Origin of the sequence: Rhodobium orientis (assembly GCF_003258835.1) — a bacterium.
GTDB classification, from domain to species: domain Bacteria; phylum Pseudomonadota; class Alphaproteobacteria; order Rhizobiales; family Rhodobiaceae; genus Rhodobium; species Rhodobium orientis.
Map to the genome: position 1 here is coordinate 1 of NZ_NPEV01000032.1, position 17,198 is coordinate 17,198.

The window sequence follows — 17,198 nt, forward strand, 5'->3', positions numbered from 1 at the left end:
TTCGACACCCCCGAGCACCTGGCCAACGAGCTCATCGAATATATCATCTACTACAACGAGTTCAGGCCCCACCAGGCAATCGGAAACATCCCGCCAAAGACCTTCGCCGAACAAAAGAAAACCGAACAGCCATCACCGAATTCGTGAACTTGCACAATTGCGAGCGAAGCGAAGCAATCCAGTGCGGCCTATCGGTTAATCAACTGATTTTCCGCGAGTTTCGCCATTGGATCGGCAACTCGGCATGGTTTTCCGAACAATCCATTGACGGAGAGCGCGCGAACGCCGGGCCGCATAGGCCATCCCGGCGCAGCGCTTATGCGCCGCCCGGGATGTCGGCAGAGCTGTGACTCGTCCCTTACGCCGTGTCCTTCTTCGGCGAGATCAGGCCGCGATTGACGAGCGTCTCGGCGATCTGGACCGTGTTGAGGGCCGCGCCCTTCCTCAAATTGTCGGAGACGACCCACATCGCCAGCCCGTTGTCGACGGTCGGATCCTCGCGGATGCGGCTGATATAGGTGGCGTCCTCGCCGGCCGCCTCATAGGGCGTGATGTAACCGCCGGGCTCGTGCTTGTCGATGACGAGGCACCCCGGCGCCTCGCGCAGGATGTCCCTTGCCTCGTCGGCGGTGATCGGCCCGGCGAACTCGATATGGACGGCCTCGGCATGGGAGATGAACACCGGCACGCGCACGCAGGTCGCCACCAGCTTGATCTTCGGGTCGAGAATCTTTTTCGTCTCGGCCGTCATCTTCCACTCTTCCTTGGTGAAGCCGTCCTCCATGAAGACGTCGATATGCGGGATCGCGTTGAAGGCGATCCGCTTCGGGAATTTCTTGGCTTCCACCGGGTCGGAGACGAAGACCGCGCGGGTCTGGGTGAAGAGCTCGTCCATCGCCTCCTTGCCGGCGCCGGAGACCGACTGGTAGGTGGCGACGACGCAGCGCAGGATCTTCGCCTTGTCGTGCAGCGGCTTCAGCGCGACGACCAATTGCGCGGTCGAGCAGTTCGGATTGGCGATGATGTTCTTCTTGGAAAAGCCGGAAATGGCGTCGGCGTTGACCTCCGGGACGATCAGCGGCACGTCCGGGTCCATGCGGAAGGCGGAGGAATTGTCGATGACGACGCAGCCGGCCTTGCCGATCTTCGGCGACCATTCCTTGGAGGTCTCGCCGCCGGCCGACATCAGGGCGATGTCGATGTCGGAGAAATCGACGTGCTCCAGCGCCTTCACCCGGAGCGTGGCGTCGCCATAGGAGACCTCCACGCCCTGGCTGCGGCGGGAGGCGACGGCGACGACCTCGTCGGCCGGAAAGCCCCGTTCCTTCAGGATATCGAGCATTTCGCGGCCCACATTGCCGGTGGCGCCGACGACTGCGACTTTGTAACCCATGGTTCTGGTTCCTCGTTCCCTCTCCCCCGCGCCCGTTATTGAACGGGCTCTTCGATCCCCCGCGCCGCGCCGGGGGAGATATCGGCGGACGAGAGGAGCCGTCAGGCGGTCGGAGTGGTTTTCGTGGTCTTGGTGATCTTGACGGTCGCGCGCGCGGAAACGCCCGGAAAGGCCCAGGACGGCGTCTTCTGCTCGATGATCCGATCGAACGGGCGCATGGCAACCTCTGTTACAGCGCGCTTCTCATGACGTGGAACGCGGGGGCTGTCAAGGTTGGGGGTGGTTCAAGGAGAAGGCGGCGGCCCGTTGCCGATGAGGCTATTGAAGATGTCGGTGATGTTTGGTGCCAAGCTGTCATAGACCTTTTTCCATCCAGTCAGGTTCTTGGAAACCTTCTCACCCCGCAAAAAGGCCTCCCAAAGCCCTTTGACGGCGCCGGCAGTGGCCTTGTCGCGTGCCATTTCGGCATTGATTTCACCGAGCGGGTCGGCTGGTGGCTTGGGATACTCGCCTTGTGCAGACGTCCGTATGTCGTCGGGATCTAGTTCAACGGCGATTGTTGGTGCCACCGGCCCGTCCTTGACTTCAGCGATGGACGGCGCGACGGAGTCTGCGAACATTGTCGGCGTGTTCTCGCGGACGATGTCGACGATATTGTCGACCGCATCAAGTGGGAGTGGATCATTGAGGACACCGGTCCTGACGTTTTCATAGAAAGCCGGGACTTCAGCATAAAAGGTCCGGAATCCAATGTGATGCTCCAAGAAGGCCTTGAGCGCGGTAGCTAGTCCTAAGTTCAGAATGTCGGCTTCTGCCGCAAACATATCTCGCAATATGCGTGCCTGGGCGTCCGCAAGGTGGATATTGCCGCTACCAACGCCATCCGGCAGTTCTTGGCGGTAGTGGGTCAACGCCTCCGCGTATTCGCTTCGTGCGTTGTACCTGCCCGTAGCCAGTTGCCGAATCAGGTTTTCGGCGAGTTTGTCGCAGGCAGCTCGCTGGCTGTCGTGGTCATGCTTCCGGCTCGGCCGGTTGAGCATCGCCAAGTTCGCTTGGCCTGCGATGACTGCGATCTGATGGTTGTCGTTCCAGCCATAATCAACAACGGAGACAATACTTTTGAGGACCTCGGGCCATGACTCGGTGTCGCCAATATCGTAGTGAGTTGTTTGGGCTTCAGAGGTGTCGTTGGGCGGTTCGGCTGCTTCGACTTCCCTGATGCGGCGCGCGATCTCGGCGTTGATTTCGGCCGGCTCCGCATTCCGCATCTGATAAGGGACCTCCACAAAGAGGCGTTCGATAGCTGTGCCGCGCGTCCCGCCCTGCACGCGCCTTTCGAACCAGTCAAGCCAGACTTCCCAATGATCGCCGTTGGAAAGAAGGTATCGCTTCAACTTTTTCCAATTTAACAGGAACCAATCCGGGGTATTTTTGTCCCACAATGATCGAAGCAGAACTTCTACTAGTATCTCATTTTCTTTGATGCCACTATTTCCAATCGGAGTTTCTCTAGATTTTAGTTCTTGGATATCTAATCGCATTCTATCAAAAATTGAATTTTTTCTACTTTTATTTAAATCTTTATCGTCCGAGCTCTCAAAATTTACATAAGGATTCGGCTCAAAAATAGCCCTAGCAGCAGCTGAAGATTGAAAAGCGGCACTAGTAATAGCGTCTAAGAAGTTAAGCGGTACTTCGCTTATCCCCGGATCTGAAAAGAATTTATTATATCCCTTTTCGCTGAACACCGCATTAAAAACAGCAGAAGAAGCTTCTATATTTGGTTTACGTTCCGGATTCAATTTTCTTTTAAAAGAAATACCCGCATTCCATGATGTGGCTAAAGCTTCGAACGCAGAAAAGATATCCCTAATTTCCTCTTTATCTGTAGGTTCTATGTTTCTCGGATTTAATTCGATTGCGACTAGTGGGAACACGCGGAGTGCCGCACGAACTCCAACTCCGATCGAAACTTCGTGCGGCTGAGCGTCGAGCCAAGCGTCTAGCGCTTCTTGATCCTCGATCTGCGGTTCGCCTTGGGCGAAAGGTATTTCGGTGCCGTCTTCTGCCATCCAGCGATCCTGCCTGCGGCGACGCGAGTCTGCAAGGCAAGGTGGTGGCCTTCCACAGAGCCAGGCGATTGTGCAGGCATTCAGCTTGGCGAGGCTGCATGGATTGCCGCGTCGGCCTTGCGGCCTCCTCGCAATGACGTTGAAATTATTGAGTAAATACCGTCATTGCGAGCGGAACGAAACGATCCAGAGCGACCGTGCCCCGAGCGCTGGCGTACCGTGTGGATGGGGGCAATGGATCCCTGTGTGTGGCGGTTGTGGCAGGATGGGGCGGGCCGATTTACTCCTGCGTCATTGCCGGGCTTGACCCGGCAATCCATGAGGCCTTTGATTTCAATCTGTTAGGGGAGTTTTTGCCGCTCTTCATCATGGACCACCGGATCAAGTCCGGTGGTGACGCAGAGTATGGTGAGATGGCGGTGGCAGACCCGAGCCGAGCTGCCAAGCGTTGACGTCCGGGCTCCATCGAAGCCGTCAGGCTTCGTAAGGCCGAACGGCCGCCGGCGCTGATGCGCCGCCCCCCCGCGGAGCCGCGAGCGAAGCGAGCCTGGCGTGAGCGGCAAACAAACCTTGCCGCCCACGCGGAGGCCAACGAGAGCTTTGCTATAAGCGCGAACCCGAAGCCGTAAGGCTTCGCAAGGGCGACCGCCCGCCGGCGCTGATGCGCCGCCCTCGCGGAGGCTAGCGGGCGAAGCCCGCGCTCAGCCGTGAGCGCTAAAAAACCGAGCGCCAAAAACCCCGCGAAAAAACTACCCCGCCAGCCGATCCATCTCCGTGAGGATCGCCGTGCCCATCTCGACCGTGGTGACCGTCGGGGCACCTGCCTCGGCGATGTCGCCGGTGCGGAGCCCCTTGTCGAGGGCGGCGGCGATGGCGGATTCGACGAGGTCGGCTTGCCTAGTGAGTTCGAAGGAGTAGCGGAGCGCCATGGCGAAGGAGGCGATCATGGCGATGGGGTTGGCGATGCCCTTGCCGGCGATGTCCGGGGCCGAGCCGTGCACCGGCTCGTACATCGCCTTGCGGCGGCCGGTCGTCGGGTCCGGGGCGCCGAGGGCGGCGGACGGCAGCATGCCGAGGGAGCCGGTCAGCATGGCGGCGACGTCGGACAGCATGTCGCCGAACAAATTGTCGGTGACGATGACGTCGAACTGTTTCGGCCAGCGCACGAGCTGCATGCCGCCGGCGTCGGCCAGCATGTGCTCCAGCTCAACGTCCTTGTATGTCGCCTTGTGGGTGGCGGTGACGACCTCGTTCCAGAGCACGCCCGACTTCATGACGTTGCGCTTTTCCATCGAGGTGACCTTGTTGCCGCGGGTGCGGGCAAGGTCGAAGGCGACGGCCGCGATGCGCTCGATCTCGTAGGTGTCGTAGACCTGGGTGTCGACGGCGCGCTTCTGGCCGTTGCCGATGTCGGTGATCTCCTTGGGCTCGCCGAAATAGACGCCGCCGGTGAGCTCGCGCACGATCAGGATGTCGAGGCCCTCGACGACATCGCGCTTCAGGGACGAGGCATCGGCCAGCGCCGGATAGCAGATGGCGGGGCGCAGATTGGCAAAGAGCTTCAGATCCTTGCGCAGGCGCAACAGGCCGGCTTCCGGGCGCACGTCATAGGGAACGCCGTCCCATTTCGGCCCGCCGACGGCGCCGAAGATGACCGCGTCGGAGCTGAGCGCCTTTTCCATGGTGGCGTCGGAGACGGCCGCGCCATGGGCGTCATAGGCCGCGCCGCCAACCAGATCTTCCTCATACGTAAAGGTAAGGTCGGTCTTGTCGTTGAACCAGGCGATGACGCGCTTGACCTCCTCCATGATCTCGGTGCCGATGCCGTCGCCGGGGAGAAGCAGAAGATTGTAGTCGGTCATGTGCGGGTCATCCTTTAGGGCCGTCATCCCCTGGGAGCGTAATCGCTTGGGGAGAGCGCCGTTCTGGCGGGTTTTTCTGGAAGGTTGGTTAGCCGGAATGGCGGCGGACTGCAAGCCGGCGTATACGGCCCACCGGCAAGGCGGGGCGGAAATCACCTTCCGCAAATTTGCGGAAGGTGCGTGTTCGAAACGGCCCCGGTCAGGGAGAGACGCGCGGCCAGTCGTCGTCGTCTTTCCCGGGTGCGGTGTCGTCCCCCGCATCGTCGTCCCCCGCGTCGTTATCCGGGGTCTCTTCGTCGGACGTGTCGTCCCCGGAGGCCTCGTCTTCGGCAGGCTCGGGGCTCGCACCCCACTCCTCGGCTGCTTCCGCTTCAACGAGCCCTTCAGCACCGGCGTTTTCCTCGGCCGGAAGCTCCCCTGCCTCGGCGGCGACGAGGGCGGGCTCTTCGCCGACGGGTTCGATATCGTCGTCGTCAGCGTCCTCGGACGACTCCTCCGTCTCCTCGCCAACGACCGGCATGGGCTCGTCGGGTGCGGGGCCGTCCGGCGCCAGGTCGAAGGCGCCGAGGTCGAGGGCGGCGGCGAGGTTATCGGCCATTGCCTGGGGGTCGAACTCCGAATGGAGCGGCGCTGCGTCCGCTACGGCGTCCTCGACGGGCGCATCGAAGTCCACGGCGCCTTGCTCGGCGAGCGTATCGCCGTCGGCCGGCGCCACCTCGGCATCGGCCTCTTCCGTCCCTTCGGCGGTCTCGTCCGGATCGGGTGCGCCGACGGCAAGCGCCTCGGCAAAGACGTCCTCCAGATCCGGCCCTTCGTCGTCCGCGGGCGCCCCGGTCCCGGCGGCCCCCGCGGCCTCGCCAGCTTCGCTCTCCTCGCCGGCAGTCGCCTCGGCGACCTTTTCCAGGGCGTCGGGCATCAGTTCGCTCGCCAGGAGTTCGGCGGCGATGATGTCGGTCGCCACCCGCTCCACCGAAAACGGCGCGCGGGCGCCGGCCGGGCTCGCCTGGGGCGCGGGCCGGGCAAGCGCCTCTTCCAGCTGGGCGAGATCGGCGTTGCCGCCGCAAATGAGGACGCCGACCCGCTCGTTGCGCTCCGGCTGGTAGGCCCCGGTGAGCAGCGCGGCCAGCGCCGTGGCGCCGCCGGGCTCGGTGGCGATGCGGAAGTCGCGCCACAGCCGCTGCTGGGCGGCAAGGATGGCCTCGTCCTCGACCAGCAGCACCTCCTCGACCCCGTCGCGGGCGATCCGGAACACGGTGTCGCCGCAGCGGCGGGCGCCGAGCGCGCCGGCGGCCACGGAATCGACCTCCACGTCGACGGGCCGGCCCTCGGCGAGGGCTTCGTGCAGCGTCGGGCAGCCGGTGGGCTCGACGCCGATGACCCGGGCGCGGTTGTCGAACCAGGCGCTGATGCCGGCGATCAGCCCGCCGCCGCCGACGGCGACCAGAACGGTGTCTAGGCCGAGGGCCTGTTCCTCCCATTCCAGCCCGAGCGTCCCCTGGCCGGCGATGGTGTCGATGCTGTCATAGGGGTGGACCAGCAGGGCGCCGGTGTCGGCGGCATAGGCCTCGCACAGCGCGGCGGCGTCGGCATAGGTCTCGCCCTCGATGTGGACGTCGGCGCCGTAGCGGCGGATGAGGTCGGCCTTTGCCGGGGCGACGGATTCCGGCACGTAGATGCGGGCGAGCTCACCGAGCCGGTCGGCGGCGAAGGCGACGGCCGCGCCGTGGTTGCCGCCGGAGGCGGCAGTGACGCCGGTCGGCGGGATCTCGTTGCTGAGCAGCGTGTTGAAGGCGCCGCGCACCTTGAAGGAGCCGGCGAACTGCATCTGCTCCAGCTTGACGACGACGGGGGCGGGCAATTCGAAGTCGCCCGGGGCCGTGTGCAGCACGGGGGTGCGGCGGATCTGGCTGCGGATGCGCGAGTGCACGGAGCGGATCAGTTCCGGGCTGACGGTATCGAACATGGTTTTCTCCTTCGCACCCCTTTTACACGTTCACGGGAACTTGACCGCGAAATGGGGAGAGAACGTGTCACGGCGCCAAGGGCTTATCGCATGCGCTCCCGCCGGGGGCAGCCATTGGCGCGAAAGGTCAGTCGAGGGGCATCGCCGTTTCCACCAGGCTCACCCAGTAGGAACAGCCATAGGGGATGGCGTCGTCGCTGAAATCGTATTCCGGATGGTGCAGGCCGGCGCTGTCGCCGTTGCCCATATAGATGTAGGCGCCGGGCCGGGCCTCCAGCATCCAGGCGAAATCCTCGCCGCCCATGATCGGCACCGGGTCGCGGTCGAGCCGCGCCGGACCAACCACCTTTTCGGCGACGGATGCGGCAAGGTCGGCCTGATCGGGGTGGTTCATGGTGACCGGATAGTCGCGCTGGTAGGTGAGCCGGACGCTGGCGCCGAAGGCCTCCGCGGTCGCGGTCACATAGGCGCGAATGCGGGCCTCAAGGGTGTCGCGCGTCGCCGCATCGAGGGCGCGCACGGTGCCCTTGAGGTACGCCGAGGGCGGGATAACGTTGTCGGCCTCGCCGGCCCGGAAGATGGTGATGGAAATGACCGCGGCCTCACGTGGATCGACGTTTCGCGACACGATCGACTGCAGTCCGGTGACGATATGGCTGCCGACGAGGACCGGATCGACGGTGGTGTGCGGAAAGGCGCCGTGGCCGCCGATGCCGTCGACCTCGATGGTCAGCCGGTCGGTCGCGGCCATCATCGCCCCTGATTTCACCGCGAAATTTCCCGCCTGTATCCCCGGTATATTGTGTAGCCCATATATTTCCTGGATGCCGAAACGCTCCATCAGGCCGTCGTCGATCATTTCCTTGGCGCCGGCACCGCCCTCTTCGGCCGGCTGGAAGACCATGATCGCGGTGCCGTCGAAGTTGCGGGTCTCGGTGAGGTATTTGGCGGCGCCGAGCAGCATGGCGGAGTGGCCGTCATGGCCACAGGCGTGCATCAGGCCGTCCGCCTCGGAGGCATAGGGGCGCGACGTCGCCTCCGCGATCGGCAATGCATCCATGTCGGCGCGAAGGCCGATGACCTTGCCGGAGCCGGACGTGCGGCCCCGGATGACGCCGACGACGCCGGTGCGGCCGATGCCGGTGGCGACCTCGTCGCAGCCGAACTCTTCCAGCTTGCGGGCGACGATGCCGGCGGTGCGATGGACGTCGAAGCGCAGCTCCGGGTGGCGGTGGAAGTCATGGCGCCAGCCGGCGATCTCCTCGTGCAGGTCGGCGAAGCGGTTGATGATCGGCATGAAGGCCTCTTTGCAGGGATTCGCGTGTGTCCCCGAGCCTATCGCGGTTCGGCCGTTCGGCAAACGCGGGCTTCACGCCGAGCGGGCGGGCGCCGCCCTGCGGCGGCGGTCGGCGCGGATGTTGAAGGCGAAGATGGCAAGGACGACGGTGGCGCCGGCGGCCTCCAGATAGGGCGTGTTGGGCCAGACGAGGGCAACGCCGGCGGCGCCCAGAAGGATGCGCAGCGGCCAGGGGATCGGCGCTTCCATATGGCCCTCGATGGCCGCGCCGAGGGCGTAGACGCCGAGGGTGGCGATGGCAAAGAGCGTCAGCATCTGAGGGATCGTGCCGGTGAGGAACGGCGTATAGGCAAAGAGGATCGGCACCAGATAAAGGCCCTTGGCGAGGCGCCAGGCGGTGAAACCGGTCAGCATCGGCGGCGTCTTGGCGATCGCGGCCGCCGCAAAGGCGGTCAGGCAGACCGGTGGCGTCACGTTGGAATCCTGTGAGAGCCAGAAGACGATCATGTGGGCCGACAGCAGCGCGCCGGTGGTCAGCGCCACCGGCAGGGCGAGGCGCTGCTGGGCCATGATCTGGGTGACGACCTCCGGCGGCAGCGCGTTCCAGAGCGCCTCGGCGTCGGCCGGCGGCATCGGTGCTGAGAGCTTTGCCATCACCGATGGATCGGCGAGCATGAAGAAGGGTTTTATCGCCTCCGACAGGGTGCCCTCGGCAAGGGCCGCGACAATGTCGGCGCGCATCATCTCCGGCGGCACGATCTGGTTGACGATGAGGATCTGCAGGGCCGGGGCCGACAGGGTGGCGAGCACGATATAGGCGGCCGTCACGGGCAGGCCCATGCCGAGCACGAGGGAGGCGAGCGCCACCAGCACGATGGCGATCATCAGGTTGCCGCCGGCCCACTGGGTAATCATCAGCGAGAAGGTGTTGCCGATGGAGGCCATGGCGATGACGTTGACAATGAGGCCGATGGCGATCAGCAGGACGCCGGTGGTGATCATGTTGCGGGCGCCCATGGCCAGCGCCTCGACGATGGCTCGCGGGCCCATCGGGTTCGGCGTCAGCCAGGAGGCGACGACGACCGCAAGGATCGCCCAGCCGCCGGCAAAGGTCGGCGTGAAGCCGTAGACCAGCAATCCGATGAGGACGCAGATCGGGATCAGGAAGGCCGGGCCGCCCTTCTTCAGGACCTCGATCACCCGCGGCGCGTCGTCGTCATGGGAGACGATGTTGTGGCGCTTGGCCTCGATGCGCACGAAGAAGGCGACGGAGAGGAAATAGACGAAGGCCGGCAGGAACGAGACGGCGACGATGTCCAGATAGGGGATCTGGGTGTAGTTGGCCATGACGAAGGCGCCGGCGCCCATGATCGGCGGCATGAGCTGGCCGCCCGTGGAGGACGCCGCCTCGACGCCGGCGGCAAAGCGCGGCGGAAAGCCGGAGCGCTTCATCAAGGGAATGGTGATGACGCCGGTGGAAGTGGTGTTGGCCACCGCCGAGCCGGAAATGGTGCCGGTGAGGCCAGAGGCGATGACGGCGATGAAGCCGGGACCGCCGGTGAGCCGGCCGGAGATGGCGCGGGCGATGTCGATGATGAATTCGCCGGCCCCGGAGCGCACCAGGAAGGCGCCGAACAGGATGAACAGGAAGACGAAGCTCGACGAGATGCGGCCGATCATGCCGAACATGCCCTCGTCGGAAAAGATCGAGCGGAAGACGACGGTCTCCACGGACAGGCCGGCGAACCGGAAGACGCCGTCGATATGGTCGCCCCACCAGGTGACGTAGGTCAGCGCGGTCAGGATCAGGACCGGGATGATCCAGCCGGTGGTGCGGCGGGTCAGCTCGATGGCGCCGAAGATGGTGAGGAAGGCGAGCGCCCATTCGTGCGGTGCCAGGTGGACGCCGCGGGCATAGATGGCGTTTTCCGAGGCGATGAGGACGATGGTGCCGACGGCAAGCGCCACCCCGAAGACGACGTCGAGCGCGAAGATGGCGTTGCGGCCGCGGCGGCTGCCGACATGGAAGAGCGGAAAGCGCAGGGCGCAGAGAAAGGCGAGGCCGGCGAAATGGACGCCGGCGAGCCACAGGGTCGACAGGGTCGCGAACAGGTTGGCCCAGAGATGGAACAGCGAGACGGCAACCGCGACCGCGGTGAACACCGCCTGCCAGCGGCGGTCTTCGAGGCGGCCCTCGTCGGCGATGATGGCGACGTCTGGAAGCGCGGCGGCAACCGTTCCGCCGGAAGCGCCATCGGGCCCGTTGCTGGGCGCATCTTTGTCGGACATCCTGTTTGCGACCTCGTTCCCCGGCCTGTGCGGCGGGCGACAGGCGGGCGGAGACGACCGGTCCGGACGGGTGGAACCCGCCCGGACGCTGGATATCGGCTGAAGGCCGGCGTTACGGCTTCAGGGCGTCCGGAATGGTGATGCCGGCTTCCTCGTAGTAGCGCAGGGCACCCGGATGCAGCGGCAGCGGCAGGCCGGAAATGGCGCGTTCCAGGCTCATGTTCTTGGTCGCCGGATGGATGCCGTTGAGGAAGGCGAGATTCTCGTAGATCGTCTTCGTCATCAGGTAGATGGTTTCCTCCGGCACGTCGTCGCGCACGGCAAGGAAGTTCGGCTGGGCGATGGTGTTGATGTCGGCGCTCTGGCCCGGATAGGTGCCGGCCGGGACGACGAAGCGGGTCCACAATTCGCCGAAATTGCCGTTCGCGCGCTTGATCTGGTCGTCGGTGAAGTCGAGCACCTTGAGGCTGGCGCCCATCGCCGCGAAAACGCGGGTGACGGCGGAGACCGGCGGGCCGGCCGGGGTCGACATCGCATCGATCTGGCCGTTCTGCATGGCGTCGGCGGAGGGGCCGTAGCCCATATAGGCGAGGTCGTAGGCCTCTTCTATGTCGATGCCGAGATTGCCGAGGATGGTGCGGTTGGAGCCGAGGGTGCCGGAATTCTGGCTGCCGAGGGACACCTTCTTGCCGGCCAGCCCTTCCATGTCGTCGATGGTGCCGCTCTTGGCGTATTCCTTCTTGACGACGAAGTGCTCGACATTCGGCCACAGCATGGTGATGGAGCGCAGCGACTTCTGCGGCCCCTCGCTCTCAAGCGGGCCGGTGCCGTTCTTGGCGTAGGCGCCGTAAAGGCCCTGGACGATGGCGAACTGGACCTCGTTCTCGCGCAACAGCTTGATGTTCTCGCCGGAGCCGGCGGAATTGATCGCCGACATGTTGATGTTGTCCTTGGGCTGCAGCTTGACCTTGATCAGCGTCGCCAGCGCCACGCCGACCGGATAATAGGTGCCGCCGGTCGAGGCGGTGGCCAGCAGATAGTTCTGGGCCTCCTGGGCCTTTACCGGCGTGTGCGATACCGCGCCGAGAAACGCGGCGCCGGTGGCGGCGACAAGAACGGATTTCAAAAGGGTGCGTCGTGCCAGCATGGGGTCTGGTCCTCCCTGGTATGGTGTGGTCGGTTTATTTTGTTTTGTTTTTCAAATCTGTTTCATTTGGCCGCCGCTGCCAACCGCTTTTGTTAAGAAAAAATGCGTAGTGCGCATTGCGTGCATCTTTCGGCGCCGGCGCCGAGAGGTGGAAACGCCGGCCAATTGCGCTTTGCCATTGCCAAGCGGCGGCTCACGCGCCATCTGTCGGGCAATGTTCCTGGGCCGACGGCCGCGGGGGTCCGGTCGCAGCGCGGCGAGGGTGCCGGCGGCGGCGGGCAAGACCCGTTAGGGATCGCCGGTGACGGCTGCGCCGACGCCGCGGATACCTTTGCAATCCGGGCGGCGTTTGCGTTAGTGTGTCGCGGCCGTTGGGGGGAGCAGATTGCGTGCCGGGGTGTGGAGCCCCGCGCCCGGATACCGGAAAAAGGACACGGCATCTTGCATTTCAGGTTCGGTTCGTCAGCGGTCGCCAGGAGATCCGGGATCGTCGCCGCGATCCTTATCGCGTGCGCCTTGGCGCAGGCGGCGCCGGCGCGCGCCAAGGACGACATCGCCGCCTATCTGGTCATGGATGTCGGCAGCGGCGCGGTGCTCGATTCCATGAACCCGATGCGGCCGTGGCATCCGGCGTCGCTGACCAAGATGATGACCGCCTATGTGACCTTCAAGGCGCTGAAGCTCGGTTTCCTGAGGCCCTCCTCGCCGGTCTACTATTCGGCCAACGCGCGGGCCGAGCCGCCGTCCAAGATGGGCTTCCGGGTCGGCACCGTGCTGACCGTCGACAATGCCCTGAAGATGATGCTGGTGAAGTCCGCCAACGACGTGGCGGTGGCAATCGCCGAGAGCGTCAGCGGCAGCGAGGCGGCGTTCGTCGCCGCCATGAACCGGGAAGCCGGCCGCCTCGGCATGCGCTCGACGCACTACACCAATCCGAACGGCCTGCCGGACCGGGCGCAGATCACCAATGCCCGCGACTACGCCATCCTGGCGCGGGCGCTGCACAGGGACTTTCCCGAATACGGCCATTATTTCCGCGTCGGCGCGATCACGTTCGGCAAGCGGACGATGAAGAACTACAACATCCTCCTGCACCACTATCGCGGCGCCGACGGCTTCAAGACCGGCTATATCTGCGATTCCGGCCTCAACCTGGTGGCCTCGGCGACCCGCAACGGACGGCGCGTCGTCGCCGTCGTGCTCGGCGCGCGGACCGGCTACCAGCGCGCCGCGATCGCCCGCAAGCTGCTCGACCGCGGCTTTGGCAAGGGTGGCGGGTTCTTCTCCAGCGGCGGCACGTCCGTCGATGCGATCCGGGCGACCCGGACCTGGCCGGCGCTGCCGCCGAAGGGCTATTGCCGCGGCGCCAAGCCGAAGATCGCCGATCTTCTTGAGCAGTACGACCGCTACAAGACGACCGAGCCGCGCCGCGATCTGTTCGGCGCCGCGCGTCCGGACCGGGCGAGCATGGTGTCGGCACCGAAGGCGCCGAAGAAGAAGGGCAAGGGCAAGCTCACCGCCGACGAGGTGCTGGACCGGCTGGTCGGTCCGCAGCAGTCCTACTCCGTGGTCAAGGTCTATGTGGGCGGTGCCGACGATTCCCTGCCGGCCAAGGCGCTGGAGCCGATCGACGGCTTCCAGATTAGCCACCGGGGCCGCTCCAACGTGCTGCCGAGCCCGCATCCGCTGCGCACGCCCGGGATCGCCACCGGCAATTCGCCGGCCCTTGCCATCCGCCCGGTGACGCCGCCGGAAGATGCCGCCAAGGCGGTCAGCCTGTTCTCGCGCAGCGGCCGCATCACCGGCCGGCCCGAAGTGCTGTTGCCGCAGAAGCTGGTGCCGCCGGCCTTCGTCGACGGCAAGCCGCTGCCGCGGCCCAATCCGCGGCGTTAGTTCTCAATATCCTAAGAGTTCCGCGCATGAGCCAGCAGCCGGACCGCCGCCGCATGCCGATCCCGATCACCATCCTCACCGGGTTCCTCGGCTCGGGCAAGACGACCCTTCTCAACCGCCTGATCTCCGATCCGGCGATGGCCGATGCCGCGGTCATCATCAACGAGTTCGGCGAGGTCGGGCTCGACCACATGCTGGTCGAGGCGGCCGAGGACGGCATCGTGGAACTCTCCTCCGGGTGCCTGTGCTGCACCGTGCGCGGCGATCTGGTGAAGACGCTGGAGGATTTCCTGCGCCGGCTCGACAACGGCCGGCTGGACACGCTCTCGCGCATCGTCATCGAGACGACAGGGCTCGCCGATCCGGCGCCGATCCTCCACGCCATCATGCTGCACCCCTATCTGGTGCTGCGCTACCGGCTCGACGGGGTGGTGACCACCGTCGATGCGGTCAACGGCATGGCGACGCTCGACGCCCACGAGGAAGCGGTAAAGCAGGTGGCGGTCGCCGACCGCATCGTGCTGACCAAGACCGATATCGCCGAGGATCGCGGAGCCGACGCGCTGCGCGAGCGCCTCGCCGCGCTCAATCCGGGGGCGCCGGTGGTCGATGCGGCGGGTGCGACGGCCGAGGCCCTCCTCAATTGCGGCCTGTTCGATCCGACGCGGAAGATCCCGGACGTTGCCCGCTGGCTGCACGAGGAAGCCTATCGCGACAGCGGGCACACCCACGATCATGGGCATAGCGGCGGGCACCATCACCACCACGACGTCAACCGGCACGACGACCACATAAGGGCGTTCTCGCTGGCGACCGACCGGGCCGTGCCGGCGACGGCGCTGGAAATGTTCATCGACCTGTTGCGCTCCGCCCACGGGCCGAAGCTCCTCCGGGTCAAGGGCATCGTCAAGCTTGCGGAGGACCCGGAGCGGCCGGTGGTCATCCACGGCGTCCAGGAGGTGTTCCATCCGCCGGCAACGCTGCCGCAATGGCCCGACGACGACCACCGCACGCGGCTCGTCTTCATCACCAGCGACATGCCGGAGGAATTCGTCTCGCGGATGTTCGAGGCAATCGCCGGAACGCCCGTGGTCGATACCCCCGACGCCGCGGCGCTGACCGACAACCCCTTGGCGGTCTCCGGATTTTCCGGCACATTCAAGTCCTGAGTCGACACCTCACGGCAGACACCGGCAGCCGGCAAGGACCCGAAAGGTCCGTCCCGTGCAGTCCCGGCCGTTGCCGCCAAATACCGCTATCCCCGAGGAGTTCCCCCTTGACCGACACCCTGCCCGGCCCGCTCGACATTCTCGATTTCTGGTTCCGCGCGGGGCCGGCGAAATGGTTCACCAAGGACGCCGGTTTCGACGTCGACATCCGCGAACGGTTCGGCGCGCTGATGGAGCGGGCCGCCGACGGGTCCCTCGACCGCTGGACCGAAAAGCCGCACAGCGCGCTCGCCCTGATCCTGCTTCTCGACCAGTTTCCGCGCAACGTCCATCGCGACAGCCCGAAGGCCTTCGCCAATGACGAAAAGGCGCGGACGATCGCCGACATGGCGCTCGGCAAGGGGTTCGACCGGGGCTATCCGCTGGAGGTGCGGAAGTTCTTCTTCATGCCCTTCATGCATTCCGAAAGCCTCGACGACCAGGGGCGCTGCGTGGAGCTGATGATGGGGATCGGCGACAAGGACGGGCTCTATTATGCGTTCCAGCACATGGAGCTGATCCGCCGTTTCGGCCGCTTCCCGCATCGCAATGCAGTGTTTGGCCGGGAGACGACGGCCGAGGAAGAGGCGTTCCTGAAGCTTGGCGGGTTTGCCGGATGAGCGCGGAGGCCGTTCGCCGGCTGGCGGAAATCCACACCCGGATCGCCCGGGCCGAAGAAGACGCCGGCCGGCCCGAGGGAGACGTTACGCTCGTCGCCGTCTCCAAGACGTTCGAGGTCGAGGACATAAGGCCGGTGCTGCAGGCCGGCCAGCTTGTGTTCGGCGAGAACCGCGTGCAGGAGGCCCAGAAGAAGTGGCCGCTCCTGCGCGAAGAATTTCGCGACGTGGAGCTTCACCTGATCGGGCCGATGCAGTCCAACAAGGTGAAGGACGCCGTCGCCCTCTTCGACGTCATCCACACCGTCGACCGGGAGAAGATCGCCCGCGCGCTTGCCGAGGAGATGGAGAGGCAGGGCCAGACGCTGGACCTCCTCGTCCAGGTCAATACCGGCGCGGAGCCGCAGAAGGCCGGGGTGCTGCCGGACGATACGGCCGATTTCGTCACGCGCTGCCGCGAGGAGTTCGGCCTCGCCGTCAAGGGGCTGATGTGCATCCCGCCGGTGGAGGACGTCGCCGCGCCCCACTTCGCGCTGTTGCAGAAGCTTGCCGACGGGCTGGAATTGCCGTGGCTCTCGATGGGCATGTCGGCGGATTTCGAGACGGCGGTCGGCTTCGGCGCCACCCATGTACGGGTCGGCTCGGCCATCTTCGGCGCGCGGGACTACGGGTAGGAACCGGCCCCGGCCCCCTTTCGGAATCCGGCGGCCTTTGTCGTGCCGTGCGACCCTAAACCGGATCTAGCACTTGAACATGGTCGCGGCGGCCGGGCGGGCCGGGGCGCCGTCGCGCGGCTGGGGCATCGGACCGCCGGTGCAGAACAGCACCTCGGAGTTCGAGGTGATGTCGGCGATCGAGATGTTGTCGAGATGGTGCATGAACTGCCCCATGGCGCCGTCGAAGGCGTTCTTCAACAGGCAGGTCTCGACGATGTTGCAATGGGCCGGGTGCTGGGTCTGGCATTCAGCCATGATGATGTCGGTCTCGATCGTGCGCACGATCTCACCGACGGAAATCTCGGCCGGGTCGCGGGCCAGCGCGATGCCGCCGTTGCGCCCCTTGCGCGAGGTGATGTAGGCGCCGTTGCGCAGCGACTGGATCGCCTTCACGGCCTGCGGCCGCGGGCAGAGGCATTTGACGACCACATCGTCGATGATGGTCTTCTCGTCCCGATTGATGGCGAGATACATCAGGATGCGAAGGGCGATGTCGGTTTGCTGGGTGAGTCGCATGTGCGTTGCTTGCCTGTTGCCGCTCCGACGGGCGGGAGCGGTGGGAGTTCAGTCCGGTTACGACTGTAACAATAAAAGGCTCGTGCGCGCCACCGGTGCCTCTACGCGCACGCGCAAAAAACGCGGCAATTCAAAGGTCGAGTTTGGACGCATTTTCCCGCATGGTCCATAGTTCTATACAATTTATTCATGAGCGTCGAAGGGACGTGATGACGCGGGTTGCAG

The 17,198-nt window shown here is 65.0% G+C and carries 14 protein-coding genes; 6 read left to right on the top strand and 8 right to left on the bottom strand.

Annotation, left to right across the window (positions count from 1 at the left end; translation table 11 throughout):
* On the top strand, positions 1 to 147 hold a 147-nt coding region (locus CH339_RS25425), incomplete at its 5' end, for an integrase core domain-containing protein (protein WP_146610090.1).
* 211 nt (positions 148 to 358) lie between these two features.
* Here the strand turns inward: CH339_RS25425 and CH339_RS14525 are convergent.
* Both CH339_RS14525 and CH339_RS24350 read right to left on the bottom strand, forming a co-directional pair.
* A complete protein-coding gene (locus CH339_RS14525) occupies positions 359 to 1,393 on the bottom strand; it encodes an aspartate-semialdehyde dehydrogenase (protein ID WP_111435084.1) in 1,035 nt (344 codons plus the stop codon).
* Between the two features lie 284 nt (positions 1,394 to 1,677).
* Complete coding sequence (locus CH339_RS24350; protein WP_146610182.1) at positions 1,678 to 3,465, bottom strand: hypothetical protein; 1,788 nt, start codon at positions 3,463 to 3,465, stop codon at positions 1,678 to 1,680.
* A gap of 248 nt (positions 3,466 to 3,713) precedes the next feature.
* Here CH339_RS24350 and CH339_RS14535 point away from each other — a divergent pair, with 248 nt between their 5' ends.
* Positions 3,714 to 3,917 (top strand): hypothetical protein, encoded by a 204-nt coding sequence (locus CH339_RS14535; RefSeq protein ID WP_146610183.1) that lies wholly within the window; start codon positions 3,714 to 3,716, stop codon positions 3,915 to 3,917.
* Positions 3,918 to 4,214: 297 nt separating this feature from the next.
* On the opposite strand, the gene leuB is transcribed toward CH339_RS14535, so the two are convergent.
* From leuB to CH339_RS14560, 5 genes are all read right to left on the bottom strand, one after another.
* Positions 4,215 to 5,327 carry a 3-isopropylmalate dehydrogenase gene (gene leuB / locus CH339_RS14540; protein ID WP_111435126.1) on the bottom strand — a complete coding sequence of 371 codons (1,113 nt, stop codon included), beginning with the start codon at positions 5,325 to 5,327 and terminating at the stop codon, positions 4,215 to 4,217.
* Positions 5,328 to 5,526: 199 nt separating this feature from the next.
* Positions 5,527 to 7,290 (bottom strand): threonine/serine dehydratase, encoded by a 1,764-nt coding sequence (locus CH339_RS25325; protein WP_111435087.1) that lies wholly within the window; start codon positions 7,288 to 7,290, stop codon positions 5,527 to 5,529.
* Between the two features lie 127 nt (positions 7,291 to 7,417).
* Positions 7,418 to 8,587: a M20 aminoacylase family protein gene (locus CH339_RS14550; protein ID WP_111435088.1), complete on the bottom strand. Its 1,170-nt coding sequence runs from the start codon at positions 8,585 to 8,587 to the stop codon at positions 7,418 to 7,420.
* Positions 8,588 to 8,659: 72 nt separating this feature from the next.
* Positions 8,660 to 10,876 carry a TRAP transporter permease gene (locus CH339_RS14555; protein ID WP_111435089.1) on the bottom strand — a complete coding sequence of 739 codons (2,217 nt, stop codon included), beginning with the start codon at positions 10,874 to 10,876 and terminating at the stop codon, positions 8,660 to 8,662.
* 112 nt (positions 10,877 to 10,988) lie between these two features.
* Complete coding sequence (locus tag CH339_RS14560) at positions 10,989 to 12,023, bottom strand: TAXI family TRAP transporter solute-binding subunit (RefSeq protein WP_111435090.1); 1,035 nt, start codon at positions 12,021 to 12,023, stop codon at positions 10,989 to 10,991.
* A gap of 441 nt (positions 12,024 to 12,464) precedes the next feature.
* Here CH339_RS14560 and CH339_RS14565 point away from each other — a divergent pair, with 441 nt between their 5' ends.
* The 4 genes from CH339_RS14565 to CH339_RS14580 all read left to right on the top strand — a co-directional run bounded on the left by CH339_RS14565 (position 12,465) and on the right by CH339_RS14580 (position 16,415).
* Positions 12,465 to 13,916: a D-alanyl-D-alanine carboxypeptidase family protein gene (locus tag CH339_RS14565; RefSeq protein ID WP_244669213.1), complete on the top strand. Its 1,452-nt coding sequence runs from the start codon at positions 12,465 to 12,467 to the stop codon at positions 13,914 to 13,916.
* A gap of 26 nt (positions 13,917 to 13,942) precedes the next feature.
* Positions 13,943 to 15,085: a CobW family GTP-binding protein gene (locus CH339_RS14570; protein WP_111435091.1), complete on the top strand. Its 1,143-nt coding sequence runs from the start codon at positions 13,943 to 13,945 to the stop codon at positions 15,083 to 15,085.
* Positions 15,086 to 15,192: 107 nt separating this feature from the next.
* A complete protein-coding gene (locus tag CH339_RS14575; RefSeq protein ID WP_111435092.1) occupies positions 15,193 to 15,744 on the top strand; it encodes a DUF924 family protein in 552 nt (183 codons plus the stop codon).
* Positions 15,741 to 16,415, top strand: a complete 675-nt coding sequence (locus CH339_RS14580; protein WP_111435093.1) for a YggS family pyridoxal phosphate-dependent enzyme — start codon at positions 15,741 to 15,743, stop codon at positions 16,413 to 16,415. The genes CH339_RS14575 and CH339_RS14580 overlap by 4 nt, the downstream gene beginning before the upstream one ends.
* Positions 16,416 to 16,481: 66 nt before the next feature.
* On the opposite strand, the gene CH339_RS14585 is transcribed toward CH339_RS14580, so the two are convergent.
* Entirely contained in the window at positions 16,482 to 16,973 is a 492-nt protein-coding gene (locus CH339_RS14585) for an RrF2 family transcriptional regulator (protein WP_111435094.1), read from the bottom strand.
* Positions 16,974 to 17,198 lie beyond the last annotated feature (225 nt).

Coding starts and splice junctions, on each gene's coding strand:
- CH339_RS14550 (WP_111435088.1), bottom strand. CDS start 8,587: ATGCCGATCATCAACCGCTTCGCCGACCTGCACGAGGAGATCGCCGGC.
- CH339_RS14580 (WP_111435093.1), top strand. CDS start 15,741: ATGAGCGCGGAGGCCGTTCGCCGGCTGGCGGAAATCCACACCCGGATC.
- CH339_RS25325 (WP_111435087.1), bottom strand. CDS start 7,290: ATGTTCGATACCGTCAGCCCGGAACTGATCCGCTCCGTGCACTCGCGC.
- CH339_RS14570 (WP_111435091.1), top strand. CDS start 13,943: ATGAGCCAGCAGCCGGACCGCCGCCGCATGCCGATCCCGATCACCATC.
- CH339_RS14585 (WP_111435094.1), bottom strand. CDS start 16,973: ATGCGACTCACCCAGCAAACCGACATCGCCCTTCGCATCCTGATGTAT.
- leuB (WP_111435126.1), bottom strand. CDS start 5,327: ATGACCGACTACAATCTTCTGCTTCTCCCCGGCGACGGCATCGGCACC.
- CH339_RS14525 (WP_111435084.1), bottom strand. CDS start 1,393: ATGGGTTACAAAGTCGCAGTCGTCGGCGCCACCGGCAATGTGGGCCGC.
- CH339_RS14560 (WP_111435090.1), bottom strand. CDS start 12,023: ATGCTGGCACGACGCACCCTTTTGAAATCCGTTCTTGTCGCCGCCACC.
- CH339_RS24350 (WP_146610182.1), bottom strand. CDS start 3,465: ATGGCAGAAGACGGCACCGAAATACCTTTCGCCCAAGGCGAACCGCAG.
- CH339_RS14555 (WP_111435089.1), bottom strand. CDS start 10,876: ATGTCCGACAAAGATGCGCCCAGCAACGGGCCCGATGGCGCTTCCGGC.